This is a genomic window from Xanthomonas sp. NCPPB 1132 (assembly GCF_056629235.1).
Genome location: NZ_CM152819.1, coordinates 1,009,208 through 1,032,368, shown reverse-complemented (window position 1 = coordinate 1,032,368; position 23,161 = coordinate 1,009,208). Strand labels below are relative to the sequence as shown.

Sequence of the window (23,161 nt, the reverse complement as noted above, 5' to 3'; positions counted from 1 at the left end):
TACCGCTACAACACGATCCGCGCCCCATCCTCCCGCGCCGAGCGCTGGATGGCATCGACGATGCGCATGTCGCGCAAGCCTTCTTCGCCAGGCACGCGCAGCGGCGTGCCCTGCAGGATCGCCAGCGCGTCCTCGTCCATCTGCAGCGCCTGCTGGTGGTGCACCCGCGCGTCGAACAGGCGGCCATCGCTGGCCCGGCCGCGCACGCCGTCGTAGGCCTGGAACGGCGCCAGTTCGTACCAGCCGTTCGCGCACTCGGCGCGCAGCAGGTTCATGGTGCGGCCGAAGCTGGCCGCGCAGCTGGCGATCACCTCGTGCGGGAACTCCAGGGTGAAGTGCATGTGCTCGTCGACCTCGTCGAACAGCGCCGGCCGATCCGTGGAACGCTGCGCGCTCACCGCCAGCGGCTCGGCGCCGGTCGTGTAGCGCGCCGCATTGAGCGGATACACGCCCATGTCGTACATCGCACCGCCGCCGTACTGCGCGCGCAGCCGCCACGGCCGCTGCGCCGGGTCGGTGTCGCCATAGCCGGCATAGCCCGCCTCGGCGCGCACGCTGCGCATCGCCCCGAACGGGCGTTCGTCGGCCAGGGCGATGAGGCGCCGGGTGTTGGGCTCGTGCTGCATGCGGTAGCCGATGCTCAGCCGCACCTTGTTGCGCGCGCAGGCCTCGATCATCGCCTGCGCCTGCTCGGCGTGCAGCGCCATCGGCTTCTCGCACCACACGTGCTTGCCGGCGGCCGCGGCGCGGATGCTCAGCGGCGCATGCAAATGGGTGGGCGTGACCACGTAGACCACGTCGATGTCCGGGTTGTCGGCGATGCGCTCCAGATCCTCGTAGCTGTAGACGTTGCGATCCGGGATGCGGTAGCGCGCCTGCCACTGCGGGATCTTCTGCGGCGAGCCGGTGACGATGCCGGCCAGGCGGCAGTGCCTGGTCAGGGTGAGCCCTGGAGCCAGGCGGTTGCTCGCGTACTCGCCCAACCCGACCAGGGCCACGCCCAACGGCTTGCGGCGACGCGCCGGCGTGGCCGCCCACGTGGACGCTCCGAGCATGGCGGCGGCGGTGGCGGAGAGGCCGGCCAGCAACAGGCGGCGGCGATTCGGCGAGGACGGCTCCATGCGCAACTCCGACCGGAAGGATGCTCCACCCTAACCGCTCGTGCGGCATCGGCACTGTGAGCGCTATCGCGCGATGCGCCGGGGCCTCTGGCACACTGCCGCCTCCCCCGCCGTCCGGACACCCGATGCGCTGCCGCCCACTGCTCGCCGCCCTCGCCCTGCTGCTGGCTGCCCCGGCCGGGGCGCAGGAACCCCTGTTCCACGCCCGCGACCTGGTCGGCGATGGCGTCTTCACCGACAAGATCGAAGGCCCTGCGACCGGTCCCGATGGTGCGCTGTACGTGGTCAACTTCGCCCACGACGGCAGCATCGGCCGGGTCCAGCGCGATGATGCCGACGGCCGCGGGCAGGCCACTCTGTTCGTCGATCTTCCTGAGGGCAGCATCGGCAACGGCATCCGCTTCGACCGCCGCGGGCGCATGTACGTGGCCGACTACGGCCAGCACCGCATCCTGCGCATCGCCCTGCCGAGCAAGCGCATCGAGGTCTATGCCACGCTGCCGGGCGCGTTCCAGCCCAACGACATCGCGATGGCGCCCGACGGCACCTTGTACGCCAGCGACCCGGACTGGAAGCACGACGGCGGCCAGCTGTGGCGCATCGACCGCGACCACAGCGCGCATCTGATCGAGACCCGCATGGGCACCACCAACGGCATCGAGGTCAGCCCCGACGGCAAGCGCCTGTACGTCAACGAGAGCGTGCAGCGGCGGATCTGGGTCTACGACCGTGCGGCCGACGGCAGCGTGTCGAACAAGCGGCTGTTCGCCAGCTTCGCCGATGCCGGCCTGGACGGCATGCGCTGCGACGTCGACGGCAACCTGTACGTGGCCCGCTACGACGCCGGCAAGGTGATCGTGCTGGCGCCCGACGGCACGCTGCTGCACGAGGTCGCGACCAAGGGCCGCAAGCCCACCAACCTGGCCTTCGGCGGCGCCGACGGGCGCGATGTCGACGTGACCCTGCAGGACCGTGGCGCGATCGAAACCTTCCGCAGCGAGCGCCCCGGGCGCGAGCACGGACGTTGATGGGATGCGTATCGCAGCGGTGTCTCAGCCCGCGCAATGGCCGCCTGGCATCCTGGCTGCACTGACTGGAGGGCCGCGCACATGCAGCCGATCGAACTGAACAACCCGGCTGGCTTCGCCGACGAATTCCTGCGCCTGACCCTGTTGCAGGGCTTCCAGTCGCTGACCAAGCGCGACCTGGAACTGCTGATCTTCGTGTTGCTGGAACGCGACGGCGCGATCTCGCGCAGCGATTCCAACAACGCGGTGGCGATGCGCCTGCGGGTGACCCCAGCCAAGGTCAAGGGCCTGCGCCGCGACGGCTATGCGCGCTGGCGCGCGCTGGTGCCCGAGGACAACGAGGCGGCGCTGCAGCGCATCGTCGCCACCGTGCTCACCGAGGACAACCTGCGCGCCGGGGCCAAGCACGTCAGCGAGCGCAGCAAGAAGGACGGCTTCCTGGCGATCCGCATCGAACACCCCGACGACCAGCAGCGCTTCGAACAGGCCATCGTCGACGTCGGCGCCATGCCCGTTTACGAGCGCAACCGCGACGTGATGGCGGTGCGCTTCGACACGCTGCTGAAGATCGCCGAGCGCTGGGGCTATCTGCAGCCGGAGACGGAGAAGGTGACGCAGGAACTGCAGAAACTGGCGCCCACCGCCGAGGAGGTCGCCGACCTGCTGAAGAAGGACGTGAGCAAGCTACGCTGGGAGGACGTGCGCCGCGCCCTCAACAGCCTCGGCGCCAAGGCCGTCGCCAGCACTGCCGAGGGCGGGCTGAAGGGCCTGTTGAAGCTCGCGTTTCCGTTCATCCCCGGCTGAGCCGGGGCCGCCATCCATCGCCATACCGGAGTTGCGTCGTGTCCATGTCCTGCCGTTCCCTCGTCCTGCTTTGCTGCCTGTGCGCCTGTGCCGCGCCGGCCGCGGCGCAGAATCTCAACAGCACCTCCAGCGCCACCACCGAACCGCTGAGGGATGCGCCGGTCAACGTGCGCGCGCAGCCGCTCAGCAACGGTGTGGTCACCCACCAGGTGCAGTTGCCGGCCACGCCTGGCGAAGCGCAGGTGACCGTGCGCAGCATCCAGCCGGACCGCGTCGCCGGCAGCTACCGCATCGATTTCGAGGCGTTGGACACCGACCACGACGGCTACATCAGCCGCAGCGAAGCGCAGGCCAACCCGTCGCTGGCCGACGAGTTCGACGCGCTCGACACCACCCACAGCGGCCGCCTCAGCCGCGCGCAGTTGGCCGGCTGGCTGTAACCGCAGCGACATGCGTCCCGGCGCCGCCATGAAGGACGCCGGGCCGCGCTCGATCGCGGCCCAAGACACATTGGAAACGCTTGCTAAACAGCGCCGGCGCACACGTGCGAAGGCCCGATTTTTTTAGCGTCGATTAATTCGGCCAGGCCTATGTTCTTGACTCCTTCCCAGCAACAGGAGTCGTGCCATGAACCGCATCGTTCCTCGTCTCGTCCCGTTCGCGTTCGCGCTGCTTGCCGCGCCGGCGCTGGCCATGGCGCAGTCGGCGCCGGACGAAGTGACCCTGCACCAGAACGGCCAGATCATCAATGTCACCTCGGTCGAACCGAACTCGATCGTCGGCGACTACCACATCGATTTCGCCAAGCTCGACCGCAACCATGACGGCTACATCAGCCGCGCCGAAGCCAAGGCCGACCCGACACTGTACGCCGAGTTCGATGCCGTCGACGTGCATCACCACGGCCGCCTGAGCAAGGCCGACCTGGAAGGCTGGATGTCGACGTGACGCGATCCACGCGTCGACCGATCCGCGTCCTTCCCATCACACGCGCCGCCTGCGGCCTCCCCGCCGCATGCGGCGCGATTGTTTTCTGAAGCGGCAACACCGCAGACAGAAATGACGCCCAGAGCGTCGCTCGACCGCTTCAGCGCAACTGCCGCCAGCGCATCGATCGCCGCGCCCACCGCACTGACGAGCGCTACAGCACTCCTTCCTGCAGCGGCGCATCCTGCGTTCCACCCCAGGGATCGCCCAGCAGATAACGCGCCGCCACCGGCTGCGTCGCCGGCACCAGGGTGAGCCGGTAGTACACCTCGCCGCCTTCGCAGACTTCGTAGTACAGCGCGTAGTCGCCAGGCTGCAGCGCCAGTGTCACATCGAAGGCCTCGGCAGCGGACGCCACCTGCACCCGCGCGTCCGGATCCACCCGGAACGGCACCTGCATGCGCCGCTGCGCACGCGGATCGGGCGCGAACGCCGCGGCCAGCACCAAGTGCACCTGCGCGCCGAACACGTCCTCGGGCAACGGATCGAACACTACGTAGTCGCGATGCAGGATCGCGCCCTGCTCCAGGTTGCGCGGCCCCCAGCGGCAGGCGGCCTCGTCGAAGGCACGGGCGCGCAACTGCACCTGGCTGTGGGAGATCAGCAGATCCACGGTCTGCGTCGCATCTTGCATCGTCATCCTCCATGGCAGGAACGCGGCCTGCGTGCTGCGCTTCGCGCCCTACCCTCACCCCAACCCCTCTCCCGAAAGGAGAGGGGCTCAAGCAAACCAGCCGACGCTGGCTCTTCCTTCTCCCTCCGGGAGAAGGTGCCCCGAAGGGGCGGATGAGGGTACGGGCGCCGCTCGGCGCGGGTGGTCGAATCTGCGGCCTCCGCGTCCGGCCGGAGCGTGCGGTCACACGCCGGAAGCGCGCTTCCAGAAACCGTGCATCAACAAGGGCAGCTTGCCGGCCAGGCCCAGCAGCGGGCCGCGCAGCAGGGTCAGGTGCAGCTCGTCGTTGGAGAACAGCCGGTTGATCGCATCGAAGCCGTAGGCGGCCACGGTGTTGTCGCTGCGGCGACCACGCGCCCAACGCGCCAACCGCTGCGGCGCCGCCCAGTCGACCCGCTGCGCCTGCGCCTGCCGCACCAGGGTCGCCAGCGCGGCGACGTCGCGCAGGCCCAGGTTGACGCCCTGCCCGGCCAGCGGATGCACCACGTGCGCGGCGTCGCCCAGCACCAGCAGGCGGCCGCGCTGGTAGGCCTCCACCAGTTGCCGGCGCAGCGGGAACGCCAGCCGCGGCGACAGCGCGCGCACCGCGCCCAGCCGCGCGCCGAAGGCCTGGGTCAGTTCGGCGCCGAAGGCCGCATCGTCCAGCGCCAGCACCCGCGCCGCCTCGGCCTCGGGCAAGGTCCACACGATCGAGCTGCGGCCGTCGGCGAACGGCAGGAACGCCAGCGGCCCGCCCGGCAGGAAGCGCTGCCAGGCAGTGTCCTGGTGCGGTTGTTCGGTCTGTACGAAGGCGACCACGCCGCGCTGGCCGTAGTCGTGCGCCGGCGCGTCCAGCCCGGCCAGCCCGCGCAGGGTGGAATCGGCACCGTCGGCGGCGATCGCCAGGCGCGCGTCGAGGCGGCTGCCGTCGTCCAGGCGCAGGCGCGCGCGTTCGGTCGAGGGCTCCAGCGCCTCCACTCGCGCCGGGCAGTGCACCTGCACGCCGGCGGCCGGCAGCGCCGCCCACAGTTGTTCGACCAGCAGGCTGTGTTCGACGATCCAGCCGAGTTGGTCGCGCCCCAGGGTGTCGGCGTCGAAGGCCAGTTCGCCACCGCCGCCGGCATCCCACACGCGCATGCGCCGGTACGCGCTGGCGCGTTGCGCCAGCACCTGCGGCCACACGCCCAGGCCCTGCAGCAGCGCCGCGTTGTCCGGGGCGAAGGCGTAGACCCGCAGGTCCGGCGTGTCCGCCGACCAGCGTGGCGGTTCGCGGCCCTCGACCAGCGCCACCGCCAGGCCTTCGCCGGCCAGGGCCAGCGCACAGGCCGCGCCGACCACGCCACCGCCCACCACCACCACATCCAGCACACCGCGCCGGCTCATGCGCGCGTCTCCCGGCACAGCTGCGGCACATCGCCGCGGAAGCCCATCGCGCCACCGACCAGGAACGACTGCAACGGCGCGGCCTGCGCCGCCGCCAGCAGGCCCAGGCTGCGCAGCGGGCGCAGCAGCGTGGCCGGGTTGGCGGTCAGCCGCGCCAGCCCGCCGGAGAACGCAACCGTGCGTTGGCGATCCTGCTCGCGGCGCTGCGCGTACTGCTGCAGCAGCGCCGGCGCGCCCGGGTCGGTGCCGTCGCGCTCGATCAGTTCGGCCAGGGTCAGCGCATCGCGCAGGCCCAGGTTGAAGCCCTGCGCGCCCAGCGGGTGCAAGGTCTGCGCGGCATTGCCCAGCAGCACCGCGCGCGCGTCGGTCAGCCGCTCGGCCAGCACCTGCACGATCGGGTAGGCACTGCGCTCGCCACTGCCGAGCAGGCGGCCGACGCGCCAACCCAGCGCATCCTGCAGGCGCTGCAACCAGGCGCCCTCGTCCAGCGCCGCCACCGCATCGACGTCCTCGGCGGCGACCGCGTGGATCGCGCCGTAATGGCGGTCGCCGCGCGGCAACAAGGCGGTCGGACCGTCGTCGCGGAAGCGCTCGTAGGCGGTGCCGTCGGGCTGGCGGCTGCCGCGCACCCGCGCCACGAACAGGGTCTGCTGGAAATCGTGCCGTGTTGCGGCGATGCCCAAGGCCTCGCGCACCGCGCTGGCGCTGCCGTCGGCGCCGACCAGCAGCCGCGTGTGCAGGACCTGCTCGCTGCCGTCGCGCGCGATGCGCAGGCGGCGCTCGCCCTCCTCGGTGTCGGCCTCCAGCGCCACGAACTGCGCCGGGCGATAGCGGGTCAGCCGCGTGGTCGCCGCCAGGCTGGCCTCCAGCGCCTCGCCGAAGTCGCGCGCGACCACCACCTGGCCGAAGGCCTCGCGCCCATACTCGGCGGCCTCCAGCCGCACCCGGCCGAAATCGCCGGCGCGGCTGACGTGGATGCGGCGGATCGGGCCGGTCGGCGCGCGCAGCCGCTGCATCACCCCGAGCGCGCTCAGCGCGTTGACCGTGGCGGCGGCGAAGCTGAGGTTGCGCTGGTCGAACACCGGCGGCAACGCGCCCGGCGGTGCGGCCTCGACCAGGCCCACGTCCACACCCAGCCGGTCCAGGGCGATGGCCAGGCTGGCGCCGACCAGGCCGCCGCCGACGATCACTACGTCATGTCGTTTGCTCATCCGGCCATGATACGACCGGCACCCGTCTGGCCGGTGAGCGCCACCGCCCAGCTTGCGCACCGTGGCGGGAGCGGCGCACGGCGCTCGCGCGCGCCGCGCTTCCAGTAGAATCCGGGGTCTTACGTGCCCCGGTGCCCGCCGTCATGACGCCTTCCGCCCACCGCCTCCCCGCCCTGCTGCTGTTGACCGCGCTGCTGGCCGCGACCCGCATCAACCACTTCGGGGCGATCCCGGACGCGTCGTGGGCGGTGTTCTTCGTCGGCGGCTTCTACCTGCGCAGTTGGACCCGCTGGGCGTTCCCGCTGCTGATGGCGCTGGCGGTGCTGGTCGACTACCTGGTCATCCGCAGCCAGGGCCTGGATTTCTGGCAGCACTACTGCGTGTCGCCGGCCTACTGGTGCCTGATCCCGGCCTACTTCGTGCTGTGGGCCGGCGGCGCCTGGCTGGCGCAGCGCTACCGCGGCGCCGACTGGCGCGCCCTGGGCCTGGCCGCCGGCAGCCTGCTGGTGGCGGTGGCGTTGTGCCACCTGCTGGCGCAGGGCAGCTTCTACTGGGTCAGCCGCAGCGTGCCGAACCCGACCCTGGCCGGCTGGTGGCAGAACTACAGCGACTGGCTGTTGCCCTACCTGGGCAGCGCCAGCCTGTACGTGGCGCTGGCCGCGGCGGTCCAGGTCGGCGTCGAGCAGCTGGCGCGGCTGGGCCAGCGCGGCCAGCCGGTCGGTCACTGACCGGGATGGGCAACCGCCTCTCCAAGATCTACACCCGCACCGGCGACGACGGCAGCACCGGCCTGGGCGATGGCAACCGGGTCGGCAAGGACTCGGCGCGGGTCGCCGCCTACGGCACCGTGGACGAGGCCAACTCGGCGATCGGCGTGGTCCTGGCCTGCCCGCTGGCCGAGGACGTGCGGCAGTTGCTGACCGCGATCCAGCACCAGTTGTTCGACCTCGGCGGGGAGCTGTGCATCCCCGGCCACGCCGCGATCCATGCCGCCGACATCGACGCGCTGGAACGGCACCTGGATCGCTACAACGACACCCTGCCGCCACTGCAGGACTTCATCCTGCCCGCCGGCGGCGAGGCGGCGGCGCGCTGCCACCTGGCCCGCACCATCGTGCGCCGCGCCGAGCGCGAGACGGTGGCGCTGTCGCGGCAGGACGCGGTGCGCCCGGAAGCGGTGCGCTACCTCAACCGCCTGTCCGACCTGCTGTTCGTGCTGGCGCGGGTGCTGGCGCGGGCCGACGGCCACGGCGAAGTGCTGTGGCGCCACGACCGGCGCCAGGCCTGAGCGACGCCCGGGCCGCGGCCGCGCATGCTGATCTACACCCATCCTGCCTGCCTTGGCCACGCGCCCGGACCGGACCACCCGGAACGTCCGCAGCGCCTGGAGGCGGTGACCACCGCGCTGCGCGAGGCCTTTCCTGCGCTGGAATGGCGCGAGGCGCCGCTGGCCAAGCTCGGCGACCTGGCCCGGGTCCATGAGCGCGACCTGATCGACCGCGTCCTGGCCGACCTCGACGGCCCGCAGATGCTCGACGTGGACACGGTGATCTCGCCCGGCTCGCGCGCTGCCGCGCTGCGTGCCGCCGGCGCCGGCGTGGCCGCGGTGGACGCGGTCATGCACGGCGTCAGCGACACCGCCTTCTGCGCGGTGCGCCCGCCCGGCCACCACGCCACCGCCGACACCGCGATGGGCTTCTGCCTGTTCAACAACGTCGCCGTGGCCGCCGCGCACGCCCGCGACGCGCATGGCCTGGAGCGGATCGCCATCGTCGATTTCGACGTGCATCACGGCAACGGCACCCAGGCGATCTTCGAGCGCGAGCCCCGCGTGCAGTACCTCAGCACCCACCAGTCCGGGCTGTTCCCGCACACCGGCGGGGTCCACGACCGCGGCGTCGGCAACCTGCACAATGCGCTGCTGCCGCCCGGCAGCGGCGGTTTCCGCTTCCGCAACACCTGGGCCGACCAGATGCTGCCGCTGCTGGACGCGTTCAAGCCGCAGTTGCTGCTGATCTCGGCCGGCTTCGACGCGCACATGCGCGATCCGCTGGCCGACCTGATGCTGGACACCGAGGACTTCGCCTGGATCACCGCCGAGCTGCGCGCGGTGGCACAGCGGCACGCGCGCGGCCGGGTGGTGTCCCTGCTGGAGGGCGGCTACGACCTGCAGGCCCTGCGCGAGGGCAGCGTCGCCCACGTCGACGCGCTGCGCTGAGCGTCCCGCAGGCCCGATGAACCCCGTCCCCTGCCCCGGGGACGCCTTCATTGCCCCTATGCACAGGATGGGGCAAGCTAGCGACCGTTTTCGCCCGATACCTGACGCGCGTGCGCCGAACCCTTCGCCTGCTCCCTCTCCCGTTCAGTATCGCCCTGTGCCTGCCGGCAATGGCGGCTGAAAAGCCGCCGAACTGGGGCCTGTGCCCGACCCCGGACGTGCTGCCCAAGTTCGACGACGCGCAGCAGCCGGATCCCAAGCTCGCGCAGAACCGCGACCAGCAGCCGACCAATATCGAAGGCGACCAGCTGTCGGGCACCACCACCATCCCCAACTACACCGGCAACGTCGCGCTCAAGCGCGGCGACCAGTTCATGGGCACGGACAGCCTGCGGGTGGACACGGAGACCGGCAACTACATCGCCGAGGGCCACGTGCGCTACCAGGATTCGTCGATCCGCATGATCGCCGACCGCGCCGAGGGCAATCAGGACACCGATACCCACAAGATCACCAACATCCGCTACCAGCTGCTGGCCCGCCGCGGCAACGGCAAGGCCGACTCGGTCGACCTGCAGGGCGCGCTGGGGCAGATGCACCGCTCCACCTACACCACCTGCGACCCCTCGCAGCGGGTGTGGGAACTGCATGCGCCGGAAATCGACGTCGACAACGACGAGGGCTTCGGCACTGCGCGCAACGCGATCCTCAAGGTCTACAACGTCCCGATCCTGTACGCGCCCTGGTTCAAGTTCCCGATCGACGATCGCCGCAGCAGCGGCTTCCTGTTCCCGGCGATCGGCATGTCCAGCCGCAACGGCTTCGACTACACCCAGCCGTACTACCTGAATCTGGCACCGAACTACGACGCCACCCTGTATCCGCGCTTCATGGCCCGCCGCGGCCTGATGCTGGGCAGCGAGTTCCGCTATCTGTACGACGGCGGCAAGGGCGAACTGGAGGCCGCCTACCTGCCCGACGACAAGCTGCGCGACAAGGATCGCGGCCGCTTCAGTTACCAGGGCTACCACAACATCAATGCGCAGTGGCAGGCGCGCGCCTCGGTGGCATGGGTCAGCGACGAGCGCTACACGGAGGATTTCTCCAACCGCCTGCTCGGCAACGCGGTATCCAACATCCAGAGCACGATCGGCGTCTACGGTACAGGCGAGACCTGGACCGCCGGCCTGATGGCAGACCGCTGGCAGTTGACCGACTACACCCTGACCGAGGATGCGCTGCCGTACAACCGCCAGCCGCGCGCCTTCTTCAACTGGGACCAGTCGTTCGGCAACTATTTCGAAGCCGGCCTGTACAGCGAAGCGGTGCGCTTCGTGCACGATGACATCCATGAGAAAACCACCGACGGCACCTACGAACGCACTGGCGTGGTCACGCCGCGCCCCGGCGGCAGCCGTCTGGACCTCAAGCCCTACATCTCGATGCCGCTGGCCGGCGCCGCCTGGTTCCTCAAGCCCACGCTGGCCTGGCGCTACACCGCCTATCAACTCGACAAGGATCTGGCGGCCACGCTGGGCGGCGACACCACGCCCTCGCGCAGCCTGCCGATCGCCACGGTCGACGCGGGCCTGTACTTCGACCGCGATACCAAATGGGGGAACACCAGCTATCTGCAGACCCTGGAACCGCGGCTGTTCTACCTGTATACCCCGTACCGCGACCAGAACGACCTGCCGATCTTCGATACCCGCGAGTTCACCTTCAGCTGGGGCCAGTTGTTCCGCGATTCGCGCTACACCGGCGCCGACCGCCAGAACGACGCCAATCAGCTGACCATGGCGTTGAGCTCGCGCCTGCTGCGCCAGGACGACGGCAAGGAAAAGCTGTCGGTCAGCCTTGGCCAGATCCTGTATTTCAGCGATTCGCGGGTCAGCCTGCCCAACAGCGACACCACGATCGAGCAGGGCAAGTCGGCCTGGGTGGCCGATGCGAACTACATGATCAACGACCGCTGGAACCTGGGCGCCACCTATCAATGGGACCCCAAGTACCGGCGCAAGGATCTGGCCAGCTTCCGCGCGCGCTATCTGATGCCAGGCGACGGCATCGTCAACATCGCCTACCGCTATCGCCGCGACCTGCTGGAGCAGGCCGATGTGTCGTTCCTGTACCCGATCAACCCGACCTGGAGCGTGGTGGGCCGGCATTACTACTCGCTGATGGACAAGAAGCCGCTGGAAAGCATCCTCGGCGTGCAGTGGGACAGCTGCTGCCTGGCGGTGCGCGCCGTGGCGCGGCGCTACGTGCGCAACCGCACCGGCGCGCTGGATACCGCGTTCCAGGTCGAGTTCGTGCTCAAGGGCCTGTCGTCCCTGGGCCAGGACACGGACCGCGTTCTGCGCCGTGCTATTCTCGGCTACAACCGCGACGACCTGTACTTGGTCCCGCCCAGCAACACCACGACCGATCCGGACGCTTACGATCCGAACCAGATTCCATGACCAAGACCCTTTCTGTATTTCTCGCCGCCCTGATGGCGGTCGCCGGCGTGTCCGCTCCGGCCGCCGCGCAACAAACCCAACCGCTGGACCGCATCGCCGCGGTGGTCGACGAGGATGTCGTGCTGCAGAGCGAACTGGATCGTGCCGTGCGCAACGTGAAGGCGCAGTATGCCGGCCGCGAGGCGCAGCTGCCGCCGGATAACGTGCTGCAGCGGCAGGTGCTGGAACGCCTGGTCCTGGTCAAGCTGCAGGTCGCGCGCGCCAACAGCACCGGCATCCGCGTCGGCGACGACGAGCTGAATCGCGCCATCGCCAGCATCGCCCAGCAGAACGGCACCGACGTGGACGGCCTGCGCAAGAAGCTGGCCGCCGACGGCATGTCCTACACCGACTTCCGCAACTCGGTGCGCGACGAAATCACCGTGCAGCGTCTGCGCCAGAGCTTCGCGCAGAGCCGCATCAACGTCAGCGAGGCCGAAGTCGACGCGGCGCTGGCGCAGCAGGCCACCACCGGTGCGCAGTACCACCTGGCGCACATCCTGGTCGGCCTGCCGGAAGGCGCCACCGCCGAGCAGATCAAGACCGCCCAGGGCAAGATCGACGGGGTCAAGAACCTGATCGACAAGGGCGAGATCGACTTCAACGCCGCGGCGGTGCGCTACTCCGACAGCCCCAATGCGCTGGAAGGCGGCGACCTGGGATGGCGCAGCCTGGATGAAATCCCCAACGCGTTCGCGCAGCTGATCCGCGACATGAAGCCCGGCCAGGTGGTCGGCCCGCTGCGCGGCCCCAGCGGCTTCCAGCTGCTGAAGCTGGTCGAGATGCGCGACGCCTCGGCCAATCCGGAAAAGAAGACCGTCACCGAGTACCACGCCCGCCACATCCTGATCCGGGTCAACGATGCGCAGCCCGATGCGGCGGCCAAGGCCAAGATCGAGACCCTGCGTGCGCGCATCGCCGGTGGCGCCGACTTCCAGGCCGTGGCCAAGGAAGCGTCGGAAGACACCAACAGCCGCAGCCAGGGCGGCGACCTGGGCTGGTTCCCGGCCGACGCGTTCGGCCCGGACTTCGGCCACCAGGTCGCGAGCCTGCAGGATGGCCAGGTGTCGCAGCCGTTCCGCACCGAGGCCGGCTGGCACATCGTGCAGCGCGTCGGCGAGCGCCAGACCGACGTGACCAGCGATACCCAGCGCGCCCAGGTCCGCGAGACCATCGGCCGCCGCAAGCTGGAAGAGGAATACAACCGCTTCCTGCAGGAAATGCGTGGCGAAGCCTACGTCGACCTGCGCGTGGGCAACACCGACGCCGCCACTGCGCCGGCGGCCACGCCCGCGCCGGCGCCCGCCGCCAAGCCCTGACCCATGCGCCCCTCGCTCGCGCTGGTGCCGGGCGAGCCGGGCGGGATCGGCCCGGAGTTGTGCGTGCGGCTGGCGCAACAGCCGCGTCACGACTGCCAGCTCCTGGCCTTCGCCGATCCCGATACCTTGCGCGCCGCCGCCACGGCGCTGTCGCTGCCGCTGCAGCTGCTCCCGGAATCCAGTCCCGCCCTCGCCCCTGGCGACCTGCGCCTGCGCACGGTCGCCAATGCCGTGCCAAGCCGCTTCGGTGCGACCGAGCCGGCCAATGCCGCAGCGGTGATCGCCGCCCTGACCCAGGCCGCCGATGCCTGCCTGCGCGGCGAACTGGCCGGCATGGTCACCGGCCCGGTGCACAAGGCCGCGATCAACGCCGGCGGCATCGCCTACACCGGGACAACCGAACTGCTGGCCCAGCACGCCGGCCGCGAGGTGGTGATGATGCTGGCCAACGCCATCGTGCGCGTGGCCCTGGTCACCACCCATCTGCCGCTGCGCGCGGTCGCCGATGCGCTCACGCCGGCCCTGCTGGAGCGCAGCCTGCGCATCACCGAGGCCGCCTTGCGCCGCGAGTTCGGCATCGCCGCGCCGACCATCGCCGTGCTGGGGCTGAACCCGCATGCCGGCGAGGACGGCCACCTGGGCCTGGAGGAGATCCAGGTGATGCAGCCGGTGCTGGACGCCTTGCGTGCGGAAGGCATGCGCCTGCTCGGCCCGCTGCCGGCCGATACCGCGTTCCTGCCGCAGAAGCTGGCGAGCGTGGATGCGGTGCTGGCGATGTACCACGACCAGGGCCTGCCGGTGCTCAAGTACAGCGGGTTCGAGCAGGCGGTGAACCTGACCCTGGGCCTGCCCTATCCGCGCGTGGCGGTCGACCACGGCACCGCGCTGGAGCTGGCCGGCCGCGGTGTCGCAGACCCGTCCAGCCTGTTCGCCGCCAATGCGCTTTGCGCGCAACTGGCTACACGCCGCGCGCAGTCCTAGCTGCCGGGCCGAGCGCGTTCGGCGCTCTGTCGCAACCAGGCTCCCGGTCATGCCGGTCGCGGCTGAAGCCGCTCCTACGTCGCCGCAGGCGCGCGCCACCCCGTGCATGCCGATAAAATGCCCGCCATGACTTCCTCCTCCGGCTTCGGCGCCCCGGCCAAGAAATCCCTCGGCCAGCACTTCCTCAGCGACCGCCACTACATCGACAGCATCGTCCGCGCGGTCGATCCCAAGCCGGGCGATCGCCTGGTGGAGATCGGTCCCGGCCAGGGTGCGATCACCTTTCCGCTGCTGCGCCGGCATGGCCAGCTGACCGTGATCGAATTCGACCGCGACCTGATCGCGCCGCTGACCGCGGCGGCGGCCGACGTCGGCGAACTGACCATCCTCAACCGCGACGTGCTGTCGGTGGATTTCGCCGCCCTGGCCGAGGGCGCGCGCATCCGCCTGGTCGGCAACCTGCCCTACAACATTTCCTCGCCGATCCTGTTCCATGCACTGGACCACGCCGCGGCGATCGCCGACATGCATTTCATGCTGCAGAAGGAAGTGGTCGACCGCATGGCCGCCGATCCGGGCAGCAAGGTCTACGGTCGGCTCAGCGTCATGCTGCAGGCGTATTGCGAGGTGACCTCGCTGTTCGTGGTGCCGCCGGGCGCGTTCCGGCCGCCGCCGAAGGTGGATTCGGCCGTGGTGCGGCTGGTGCCGCGGCCACCGCAGACCGTGGGCATCGCCGATCGGACGCGCTTCGCCGACGTGGTCCGCGCTGCGTTCGGGCAGCGCCGCAAGACCCTGCGCAACGCCTTGAACGGCGTCTGCGATGCCGCGCAGTTCGAGGCTGCCGGCGTGCGCCCGGACGCGCGCGCCGAGCAGCTCGAGGTCGCCGACTTCGTGCGCCTGGCCAACATCGCGCAAGCCTGAGCGGACGTCCCGCGCGGCGCGCACATGCATGCGTGGTGCGAACCTCTGCGCGCGCGTTGCTCCGCTCCTTGCATGCCGGCGCAGGCGTCGCCGACCTGCACCGTAGACTTGGTGATGACGGCACCGCCTCGACACCGCAACGTGGCAAGCCGCACAACACAGACCGCCACCGCGAACGACGGCCCTCCTGCACACTGCCCGCGGCAACAACAGGCCCGCACGGGCGGCGCGCGCAGGCGGCAGCCAGGGCCACTGCCACGCGTCAGCCGCCTGGCAGTGACAACCGTTGACGCATCTCGCCTCAAACGGCAAAACACGCTCTAAACTGTGGGGATGAACGATGACGCCCCCTATCGGATCGAGGTCGAAGTGTCGCCCCGATTCCTCGACGACCAATCGGCGCCGGAGGACGGACGCTACACGTTCGCCTACACGATCCGCATCCACAACCGCGGCCGCGTCGCCGCGCGGCTGATCGCCCGGCACTGGGAGATCACCGACGGCAACGGCCGCATCGAACGCGTGGACGGCGACGGCGTGGTCGGCGAACAACCGCGGCTGCGCCCAGGCGAGGATTTCCGCTACACCTCCGGGCTGGTGCTGGAGACCGAACACGGCACGATGCGCGGCCACTACGACATGGAGGCCGACGACGGCACCCACTTCATCGCCGCGATCGCGCCGTTCGTGCTGTCCGTGCCACGGACCCTGCACTGATGGCGGTCTGGGCGATCGGCGACCTGCAGGGTTGCTATGACATCACCCAGCACCTGCTGGAGAAGATCCGCTTCGATCCGGCGGTGGACCGGCTGTGGTTCTGCGGCGACTTGGTCAACCGCGGCGGGCAGTCGCTGGAAACCCTGCGCCTGGTGCACTCGCTGCGCGAACACAGCGTGGTGGTGCTGGGCAACCACGACCTGTCGCTGCTGGCGATCGGCGAGCGCAGCCCGGACGAGCAGCGCAAGGTCAATCCGGACCTGCAGCGCATCGTGCTGGCCGAGGACCGCGACGAACTGCTGACCTGGCTGCGCATGCAGAAGCTGCTGCACGCCGACCGCCAGCTCGGCTGGATGATGATCCACGCCGGCCTGGCGCCGAAGTGGACCACCGCGCTGGCCGAGAAGCACGCGCGCGAGGTCGAGCAGCAACTGCACGGCAACGGCTACCGCAAGCTGTTCCGCAACATGTACGGCGACCGCCCCGCCTGGTCGCCGGGCCTGACCGGCTACGACCGCTCGCGCGCGATCATCAACCTGTTCACCCGCGCCCGCTACTGCACCCCCCGCGGGCGCATTGCGATCGAGGAAAAGGGCACGCCCGGCACCCAGGCGCAGGGCCTGTATCCGTGGTTCGAAGTGCCGGGGCGGGTCGAGCGCGACCTGAAGATCGTCTGCGGACACTGGTCGACGCTGGGCCTGACCATCACCCAGGGCGTGCACGCGATCGACACCGGCGCGGTCTGGGGCGGCAAGCTCACCGCGTTGCGCCTGGACAGCGAGGACCTGCAGGTCGTGCAGGTTCCGGGCCGTCCGGTGCAAGGACCACCGCCGGCGGCGCGCAGTGGCACGCCGCGGCGGCGCAGCGCGCCGAACCGTGGACAACCGGCGCCGGCTGCATCTGCGCCCGAGCAGGAGTGAGTTTCACGTGCTCCGTCGCGATCTCGTAGGAGCGGCTTCAGCCGCGACAGGCGTTTCCGAGAATGCGCGTCGCGGCTGAAGCCGCTCCTGCGACAACCCGGTGGCCGCTACACCGCGCCAGATCGGCGCCGGTAGTCCACGAACTCGAAGGCCAGCGCATGCCGCGCATCCGCCGGATGCGCCTGCCGCGCCACTACCTCCCACTGCGCCGGATCGAACGCGGGAAAATGCGCATCGGCACCGTCGACCACGGTGTCGACGTGGGTCAGGTACAGCGCCTCGGCCAACGGCAGGGCCAGGGCGAAGATGTCGCCGCCGCCGATCACCGCCAGTTCCGTGGCGCCGGCTTCGCACGCCGCGTCGATCGCCGCCGGCAGCGACGCCACCGCCTGCATGTCCGCGAACGGCACCTGCCCGGAACGGGTCATCACCAGGTTCAAGCGCCCGGGCAGCGCGCGCCCGAGCGACTGCGCGGTCTTGCGCCCCATCAACACCAGCTTGCCCAGGGTCAGCGCCTTGAAGCGCTTGAGATCGTCCGGCAGGCGCCACGGCAAGTCGTTGTCACGACCGATCGCATTGGCCCGATCCAGCGCCGCAATCAGGCTCAACTGCAGCGAGGGGCGCATAGACGGCTCCGTATCCGTCGCCGTCGCGACGGCGGCGCTCGCCGATTCCCGATTCCCCACTCCCGATTCCCGGCTGCTGTTCACACCGCCACCGGCGCCTTGATCGCCGGATGCGGGTCGTAACCCTCGATGGCGATGTCGTCGTAGGTGAAGGCGAACAGATCGGTCACCGCCGGATTCAGCCGGAGGCGCGGCAACGGCCGCGGCGTGCGCGCCAGTTGCTCGCGCGCCTGTTCGAAATGGTTGGAGTACAGGTGCGCATCGCCCAGCGTGTGCACGAAATCGCCCACGCCCAGGCCGGTCGCCTGCGCCACCATGTGGGTCAGCAGCGCGTAGCTGGCGATGTTGAACGGCACGCCGAGGAAGATATCGCCGCTGCGCTGGTACAGCTGGCAACTGAGCTTGCCGTCGACCACGTAGAACTGGAACAGGCTGTGGCACGGCATCAGCGCCATCTGCGGCAGCTCGGCCACGTTCCAGGCGCTGATCACCAGGCGCCGCGAATCCGGGTTGCGCTTGATCTCGTCCACCAGCCATTGCATCTGGTCGATCTCGCGGCCGTCGGCGCCGGTCCAGCGCCGCCACTGCTTGCCGTACACAGGGCCGAGTTCGCCCTGCGCATCGGCCCACTCGTCCCAGATGCTGACCTTGTTGTCCTTGAGGTAGGCGATGTTGGTCTCGCCCTTCAGGAACCACAGCAGTTCGTGCACGATCGAGCGCAGGTGCAACTTCTTGGTGGTGACCAGCGGAAAGCCGTCGTTGAGGTCGAAACGCATCTGCCAGCCGAACACGCTGCGCGTGCCGGTGCCGGTGCGGTCGGCTTTCTCGGCGCCGCGCTCCAGCACGTGCTGCAGCAAGTCCAGGTATTGCTTCACTTGGTCACCTCCGGCGGCGGCACCGGCTGCAGCACCGGCGCGCTGCGCGAGCGCCACAGCAGGAACACGCCCAACAGGATCAGCGGAATGCTCAGCTGTTGCCCGCGGGTCAGCCAATGGAACGCCAGGTAGCCGAGCTGCGCATCCGGCACCCGCACGAACTCCACGGCGAAGCGGAACACGCCGTACAACAGCGCGAACAGGCCGGACACCGCATAGCGCGCCCGCGGCTTCATCGAGAACGTCCACAGCACCACGAACATCACCAATCCTTCCAGCGCCGCTTCGTACAGCTGCGAGGGATGGCGGGCATAGCGATCGAGCATGCCGGCGGCGTACTGCTGCTGCAATTGCGCGCTGCTCACCAAGCTCTCCAGCGCTGGCGCGTTGGCCACCCCGTCGGTCGCCGGCGCGTGCGGAAAGATCACGCCCCAGCCGGCGTGGGTCAACTTGCCCCACAACTCGCCGCCGACGAAATTGCCGATGCGACCGAAGCCCAGGCCCAGCGGCACCAGCGGTGCGATGAAGTCGACGGTGTCGAAGAAATGCAGGCGCGCCTTGCGCGTCCACCACAGGCAGGCCGCCAGCACGCCCAGCAGGCCGCCGTGGAAGCTCATGCCGCCGTCCCACACCTTGAAGATCAGCAGCGGGTCGGCGAGGAAATCCGACAGCGCGTAGAACAGCATGTAGCCGATGCGCCCGCCCAGCACCACGCCGAGCATCGCGTAGAACAGCAGGTCGGAGAAGCCGTCCTCGTTCACCCCGGGCAGGCGCCCGGCACGGATGCGGCGGCGGCCCAGCCACCAGGCCGAGATGAAGCCGGCCAAGTACATCAGCCCGTACCAATGCACCTTCACCGGCCCGAGCGAGAAGGCGATGGGGTCGATCTGGTGGAGATAGGTCATGCGCAGGCGTCGGCCGGGGGGCAAAGAGCGCCTATTCTGCCACCGACTCCGCTCCTTGCCGCGATTGCGGACGGCACAGCGGGGCGGCGCTTCATCTGCCGGCAGGCGCACGCGTCTGCCACCGACTCCGCTCCTTGCCGCGATTGCGGACGGCACAGCGGGGTAGCGCTTCATCTGCTGGCAGGCGCACGCGTCTGCCACTGACTCCGCTCCTTGCCGCGACTGCGGACGGCGCAGCGGGGTGGCGCTTCCTCTGCTGGCAGGCGCACGCGTCTGCCACGGACTCCACCGCCGACTCTGCGCATGACCGATGTACAGCCGGATGCGATGCGCATTCCCGTAGGAGCGGCTTCAGCCGCGACCGGGCTTTACCAGGGAACGCCCGTCGCGGCTGAAGCCGCTCCTACGGCAGGAGGCGTCGGTGGCGAAGGTCGGTGCAAAAATCCCAGCCAAGTAGATGGCTCGGATCGGCAGCAGGTGGACAGCGCATTCTGATTCCCCCTGCTTGCTTGCCGAAGCCAAGCCCCTGAAATCCACCACATCGGCGCCAAAACGCCGCGTGTCATCTACCGGCAGGACACGCCCGAACTCCAGGCGCGCTCAATCCAGCACCTGCGGCAGATTCGGCAATTCGTTCTCGCCCTGCTGACCCGGCTGCGCCGGGAAGTGTGCGGCCAGCAACGCGGAGACTGCGCCGACGCCGGCGATCACCGCCTGCTCGGGCTGGCCGGCGCGCATGTCGCGCTCGATCAGCGCGCAGACCTGGCGCCACTGCGCCGCGTCCACCCGTCCGCGCAGGCCGCGATCGGCGACGATCTCGATGTGGTGATCGGCCAGCAGCAGGTAGATCAGCACGCCGTTGTTGGCCTCGGTATCCCAGGTGCGCAGCTGCGCGAACGCATGCTCGGCGCGCAGCCGCGGGGCCATGCCACGCAGCACCTGCGCCGGTGCCAGCCCCGATTCCACCGCGAACATCACCTGGCCGCTGTGCAGGCGCTCGCCCTCGGCGATCGCCGCGCCGATGCGCTCCAGGCTGGCCGCCGGGAACAACCGCTGTGCCGAGGGCGCGAACAGGTGCCGGAACAGGTGCATCACCAGCTCCCCGAGGCGCCACCGCCTCCGGAACTGCCGCCGCCGCCACCCCAGCCGCCTCCGCCGCCGCCCCAACTGCCACCGCCACCGCCGCCCCAGCCACCGCCGAAGCCGCCGCCACCCCAACCTCCACCGCCCCAGCCACCCCATCCGCCACCGCCGGCCGAGCGGCCCGGCGCGATGCCGACGAACAGGCCCAGCAGCAGGCCGATCGCGCCGGTCAGCGCACCGACGAACAGCGACAGGCTCAGCAGCAGGCCGACACCGCCGCCGACCACGCCGCTCAGCACACCGCGCACAGGGCGCGACAGCCGCGCGAACAGCACCTGTGCGACCAGCGCCGCGAACAGGCCGGCGAAGAACCCGAACCCCAGACCACCGCCACGCGAGGCCGAGGCGTGTGCGCTGACCGGCGCCGGCAACGCTTCGCCGTCAATCAGCTTGACCAGCATCGCGGTCGCTTCGGCAATGCCGCCGCTGTAGTCGCCGGCGCGGAAACGCGGCACCAGGTACTCCTGGATGATGCGATTGGCGGTGGCGTCGGGAATCGCGCCTTCCAGGCCGTAGCCGGGCTGGATGCGCACGCGCCGGTCGTTCTTGGCCACCACCAGCAGCACGCCATCGTCCACGCCCTTGCGGCCGAGCTTCCACTGGTCGAACACGCGCTGGGTGTATTGCTCGATGCTCTCCGGCGCGGTGCTGGGCACCACCAGCACCTGCAACTGACTGCCCTTGCGCTGCTGCAGCTGCACCGCCTGCCGGTCCAGCTCCAGGCGCTGGTTCGGCGTCAGCGTGCCGGTGGTGTCGACCACCGGCGCATCCAGCGGCGGGATCGGCGCCTCGGTCTGCGCCCACGCCAGCCAGGGCAGCAACGCCAGCAGCAGCACCAGCCAGACGCCGGCGAGCCGGCGGCGAGGTGCACGGCGAGCGACGCCATCCGACGCCGCCGATACGGCAGCGCGCTCAGCCACCACGAATGTGGAACGCACGGTCACGCCGGCCCGCGGCGACGCTTACTGCGCCGGTGCCGGCTGCTGCGGCTGCTGCGGCGCGGACGCCGGCTGACCGCCGAAGTTCACCGCCGGCGCCTCGGAAATCTGCGCCTCGTTCTCCACCGAGAAGTTGGGCTTCTCCTTGTAGCCGAACATCTTGGCGGTGAGCACCTGCGGAAAGGACAGGATGTAGGTGTTGTAGTCCTGCACCGCCTGGATGTAGCGGCCGCGCGCCACGGTGATGCGGTTTTCGGTGCCTTCCAGCTGCGCCTGCAGGTCGCGGAAGGCCTGGTCGGATTTCAGGTTGGGGTAGTTCTCGCTGACCACCAGCAACCGCGACAGCGCGCTGGACAACTGGCCCTGCGCCTGCTGGAACTGTTGCAGCGAGGCGGCGTCGTCGGCGTTGACCTGCACCTGGCCGACGCGGGCGCGGGCGTTGGTCACGTCGGTCAGCACCTGCCGCTCCTGGTCGGCATAGCCCTTGACCGTGTTGACCAGGTTCGGCACCAGGTCGGCGCGGCGCTTGTACTGGTTCAGCACTTCCGACCAGCCGGCCTTGACCGCCTGATCCTTCTGCTGGATCGCGTTGTAGCCGCAGCCGGACAGCAACACCGCCAGCGCGGCCAGGAACAGGGAGCGGGACAACAGGCGCATGCGAGGACTCCGGCGAATGACTGCGCGCAGCTTGCCACGCCGCCGGTGAAAACGCAGCCGTCCTCAGCGGTGGCTCACCACTTCCCCGCGCCGGGCACCTGGTGCGCGGCGGCGCGCCGGCGCATCAGCAGGTTCAGCCACTCCACCAGCACCGAGAAGCCCATCGCCGCGTAGATGTAGGGCTTGGGCACGTGCACGTCCAGGCCGTCCAGGATCAGCACCACGCCGATCATCAGGATGAAGGCCAGCGCCAGCATCTTCACCGTCGGGTTGGCGTCGATGAAACGGCCCAGCGGGTTGGCCGCCAGCAGCATCACCGCCACCGCCAGCAGCACCGCGGCGATCATCACCGGGATGTGCTGGGCCATGCCCACCGCGGTGATCACCGAGTCCAGCGAGAACACGATGTCGATCACCGCGATCTGCGCGATCACCATCCAGAACACGCCCGAGGCCTTGCTGGTGGTGGGGTCTTCGTCCTCGCCGCCAGTGATCAGCTCGCGGATCTCCATCGTGCCCTTCACCAGCAGGAACAGGCCGCCGACGATCAGCACCAGGTCGCGGATCGAGATGCCCATGCCGGCGACGCTGAACAACTCCCCCTGCATCCGCGCCAGGAACGCCAGCGACACCAGCAGCGCGATGCGGGTCAGGCACGCCACCGCGATGCCGAACCTGCGCGCTGCCGGGCGTTGCGCTTCCGGCAGCTTGCCCACGGCGATGGAGATGAACACCAGGTTGTCGATGCCCAGCACGATCTCCAACGCACTCAGCGTCAACAGCGTCAGCCAGGTGTTGGGGTCGGCGAGAAATTCGAGGGCCATGGTGTCGGGTCCTTTAACGGAAGAAGAAACGGGCGGCGATCACAGCAGGCGCGGCAGCAGGATCAGGCCCCAGCACAGCACCACGTTGGCCAGCATCACGAACACCGCGGCCGAGCCCATGTCCTTGGCGCGGCCGGCCAGCTCGTGATGCTCGGGGCCATAGCGCTCGATCACCGCTTCGATCGCCGAATTGAGCAGCTCCACCGCCAGCACCAGCAGCAGCGAGCCGATCATCAGCACCTGCTGCACCGGCCCCTGCCCCAGCCACAGCGCCAACGGCGCCAGGATCAGGAACAGGCACACCTCCAGGCGGAAGGAGGATTCGTGCAGCCAGGCCGCGCGCAAGCCCTGCCAGGACCAACGCGCTGCCATCAGCATGCGGCGCGGCCCGCGCGGCAGATGCCCGAACTGGTCGGCCACGGCTCAGCCC

General features: G+C 69.8%; 25 protein-coding genes. 13 read left to right on the top strand and 12 right to left on the bottom strand.

Features of this window, described 5'->3' with window-relative positions; translation table 11 throughout:
• Positions 1–5: 5 nt before the first annotated feature.
• Positions 6–1,121, bottom strand: a complete 1,116-nt coding sequence (locus AC1G9L_RS04485) for a Gfo/Idh/MocA family oxidoreductase (RefSeq protein WP_019799758.1) — start codon at positions 1,119–1,121, stop codon at positions 6–8.
• Between the two features lie 125 nt (positions 1,122–1,246).
• Here AC1G9L_RS04485 and AC1G9L_RS04480 point away from each other — a divergent pair, with 125 nt between their 5' ends.
• From AC1G9L_RS04480 to AC1G9L_RS04465, 4 genes are all read left to right on the top strand, one after another.
• The gene (locus tag AC1G9L_RS04480) at positions 1,247–2,149 is read left to right on the top strand and encodes an SMP-30/gluconolactonase/LRE family protein (protein ID WP_019799759.1); all 903 of its coding nucleotides are present in this window, start codon (positions 1,247–1,249) and stop codon (positions 2,147–2,149) included.
• A gap of 81 nt (positions 2,150–2,230) precedes the next feature.
• Entirely contained in the window at positions 2,231–2,953 is a 723-nt protein-coding gene (locus AC1G9L_RS04475; protein ID WP_019799760.1) for a hypothetical protein, read from the top strand.
• A gap of 44 nt (positions 2,954–2,997) precedes the next feature.
• Entirely contained in the window at positions 2,998–3,393 is a 396-nt protein-coding gene (locus tag AC1G9L_RS04470; protein WP_010340012.1) for an EF-hand domain-containing protein, read from the top strand.
• Between the two features lie 187 nt (positions 3,394–3,580).
• Positions 3,581–3,901 carry an EF-hand domain-containing protein gene (locus AC1G9L_RS04465; RefSeq protein WP_010340011.1) on the top strand — a complete coding sequence of 107 codons (321 nt, stop codon included), beginning with the start codon at positions 3,581–3,583 and terminating at the stop codon, positions 3,899–3,901.
• A gap of 193 nt (positions 3,902–4,094) precedes the next feature.
• Here the strand turns inward: AC1G9L_RS04465 and comJ are convergent, their stop codons facing one another.
• From comJ to ubiH, 3 genes are all read right to left on the bottom strand, one after another.
• On the bottom strand, positions 4,095–4,574 hold the full coding sequence (gene comJ, locus AC1G9L_RS04460) for a competence protein ComJ (protein WP_481070355.1): 480 nt from the start codon (positions 4,572–4,574) through the stop codon (positions 4,095–4,097).
• Between the two features lie 222 nt (positions 4,575–4,796).
• The gene (locus AC1G9L_RS04455; protein ID WP_010340009.1) at positions 4,797–5,975 is read right to left on the bottom strand and encodes a UbiH/UbiF family hydroxylase; all 1,179 of its coding nucleotides are present in this window, start codon (positions 5,973–5,975) and stop codon (positions 4,797–4,799) included.
• Positions 5,972–7,186 (bottom strand): 2-octaprenyl-6-methoxyphenyl hydroxylase, encoded by a 1,215-nt coding sequence (ubiH, locus tag AC1G9L_RS04450; RefSeq protein WP_481070354.1) that lies wholly within the window; start codon positions 7,184–7,186, stop codon positions 5,972–5,974. Before ubiH ends, AC1G9L_RS04455 begins: the two co-directional genes overlap by 4 nt.
• A gap of 143 nt (positions 7,187–7,329) precedes the next feature.
• On the opposite strand from ubiH, the gene AC1G9L_RS04445 reads away from it, so the two are divergent.
• The 9 genes from AC1G9L_RS04445 (at position 7,330) to AC1G9L_RS04405 (ending at position 16,763) form a co-directional block, all read left to right on the top strand.
• Entirely contained in the window at positions 7,330–7,914 is a 585-nt protein-coding gene (locus tag AC1G9L_RS04445; protein ID WP_010340007.1) for a hypothetical protein, read from the top strand.
• Between the two features lie 5 nt (positions 7,915–7,919).
• Positions 7,920–8,474 carry a cob(I)yrinic acid a,c-diamide adenosyltransferase gene (locus AC1G9L_RS04440; RefSeq protein ID WP_010340006.1) on the top strand — a complete coding sequence of 185 codons (555 nt, stop codon included), beginning with the start codon at positions 7,920–7,922 and terminating at the stop codon, positions 8,472–8,474.
• Between the two features lie 24 nt (positions 8,475–8,498).
• Positions 8,499–9,404 carry a histone deacetylase family protein gene (locus tag AC1G9L_RS04435; protein ID WP_481070353.1) on the top strand — a complete coding sequence of 302 codons (906 nt, stop codon included), beginning with the start codon at positions 8,499–8,501 and terminating at the stop codon, positions 9,402–9,404.
• Between the two features lie 110 nt (positions 9,405–9,514).
• Positions 9,515–11,866, top strand: a complete 2,352-nt coding sequence (lptD, locus tag AC1G9L_RS04430; protein ID WP_481070352.1) for an LPS-assembly protein LptD — start codon at positions 9,515–9,517, stop codon at positions 11,864–11,866.
• Positions 11,863–13,224 (top strand): peptidylprolyl isomerase, encoded by a 1,362-nt coding sequence (locus tag AC1G9L_RS04425; RefSeq protein WP_481070351.1) that lies wholly within the window; start codon positions 11,863–11,865, stop codon positions 13,222–13,224. The genes lptD and AC1G9L_RS04425 overlap by 4 nt, the downstream gene beginning before the upstream one ends.
• 3 nt (positions 13,225–13,227) lie before the next feature.
• The gene (pdxA, locus tag AC1G9L_RS04420) at positions 13,228–14,205 is read left to right on the top strand and encodes a 4-hydroxythreonine-4-phosphate dehydrogenase PdxA (RefSeq protein ID WP_481070350.1); all 978 of its coding nucleotides are present in this window, start codon (positions 13,228–13,230) and stop codon (positions 14,203–14,205) included.
• Positions 14,206–14,331: 126 nt separating this feature from the next.
• Positions 14,332–15,126, top strand: a complete 795-nt coding sequence (gene rsmA, locus AC1G9L_RS04415) for a 16S rRNA (adenine(1518)-N(6)/adenine(1519)-N(6))-dimethyltransferase RsmA (RefSeq protein WP_019800715.1) — start codon at positions 14,332–14,334, stop codon at positions 15,124–15,126.
• Between the two features lie 333 nt (positions 15,127–15,459).
• Positions 15,460–15,843, top strand: a complete 384-nt coding sequence (gene apaG / locus AC1G9L_RS04410) for a Co2+/Mg2+ efflux protein ApaG (protein ID WP_010340000.1) — start codon at positions 15,460–15,462, stop codon at positions 15,841–15,843.
• Positions 15,843–16,763: a symmetrical bis(5'-nucleosyl)-tetraphosphatase gene (locus tag AC1G9L_RS04405; RefSeq protein ID WP_019800716.1), complete on the top strand. Its 921-nt coding sequence runs from the start codon at positions 15,843–15,845 to the stop codon at positions 16,761–16,763. Before apaG ends, AC1G9L_RS04405 begins: the two co-directional genes overlap by 1 nt.
• 107 nt (positions 16,764–16,870) lie before the next feature.
• Here AC1G9L_RS04405 and AC1G9L_RS04400 read toward each other — a convergent pair whose 3' ends face one another.
• The 8 genes from AC1G9L_RS04400 to AC1G9L_RS04365 all read right to left on the bottom strand — a co-directional run bounded on the left by AC1G9L_RS04400 (position 16,871) and on the right by AC1G9L_RS04365 (position 23,151).
• The gene (locus tag AC1G9L_RS04400) at positions 16,871–17,377 is read right to left on the bottom strand and encodes a dihydrofolate reductase (RefSeq protein WP_481071015.1); all 507 of its coding nucleotides are present in this window, start codon (positions 17,375–17,377) and stop codon (positions 16,871–16,873) included.
• Positions 17,378–17,469: 92 nt separating this feature from the next.
• A complete protein-coding gene (locus AC1G9L_RS04395) occupies positions 17,470–18,264 on the bottom strand; it encodes a thymidylate synthase (protein ID WP_481070349.1) in 795 nt (264 codons plus the stop codon).
• Entirely contained in the window at positions 18,261–19,169 is a 909-nt protein-coding gene (gene lgt, locus AC1G9L_RS04390) for a prolipoprotein diacylglyceryl transferase (RefSeq protein WP_019800719.1), read from the bottom strand. The genes AC1G9L_RS04395 and lgt overlap by 4 nt, the downstream gene beginning before the upstream one ends.
• A gap of 600 nt (positions 19,170–19,769) precedes the next feature.
• Positions 19,770–20,261, bottom strand: coding sequence for a TPM domain-containing protein (locus AC1G9L_RS04385; RefSeq protein WP_019800720.1), 492 nt, complete (start codon positions 20,259–20,261; stop codon positions 19,770–19,772).
• Positions 20,261–21,148 (bottom strand): TPM domain-containing protein, encoded by an 888-nt coding sequence (locus tag AC1G9L_RS04380; RefSeq protein ID WP_481071013.1) that lies wholly within the window; start codon positions 21,146–21,148, stop codon positions 20,261–20,263. The genes AC1G9L_RS04385 and AC1G9L_RS04380 overlap by 1 nt, the downstream gene beginning before the upstream one ends.
• A 126-nt stretch (positions 21,149–21,274) precedes the next feature.
• On the bottom strand, positions 21,275–21,907 hold the full coding sequence (locus tag AC1G9L_RS04375) for a LemA family protein (RefSeq protein WP_019799748.1): 633 nt from the start codon (positions 21,905–21,907) through the stop codon (positions 21,275–21,277).
• Positions 21,908–21,981: 74 nt separating this feature from the next.
• Positions 21,982–22,731, bottom strand: a complete 750-nt coding sequence (locus tag AC1G9L_RS04370) for a TerC family protein (RefSeq protein ID WP_019799747.1) — start codon at positions 22,729–22,731, stop codon at positions 21,982–21,984.
• A 39-nt stretch (positions 22,732–22,770) separates the two neighbouring features.
• On the bottom strand, positions 22,771–23,151 hold the full coding sequence (locus AC1G9L_RS04365; RefSeq protein ID WP_010342212.1) for a diacylglycerol kinase: 381 nt from the start codon (positions 23,149–23,151) through the stop codon (positions 22,771–22,773).
• Between the last annotated feature and the right edge of the window lie 10 nt (positions 23,152–23,161).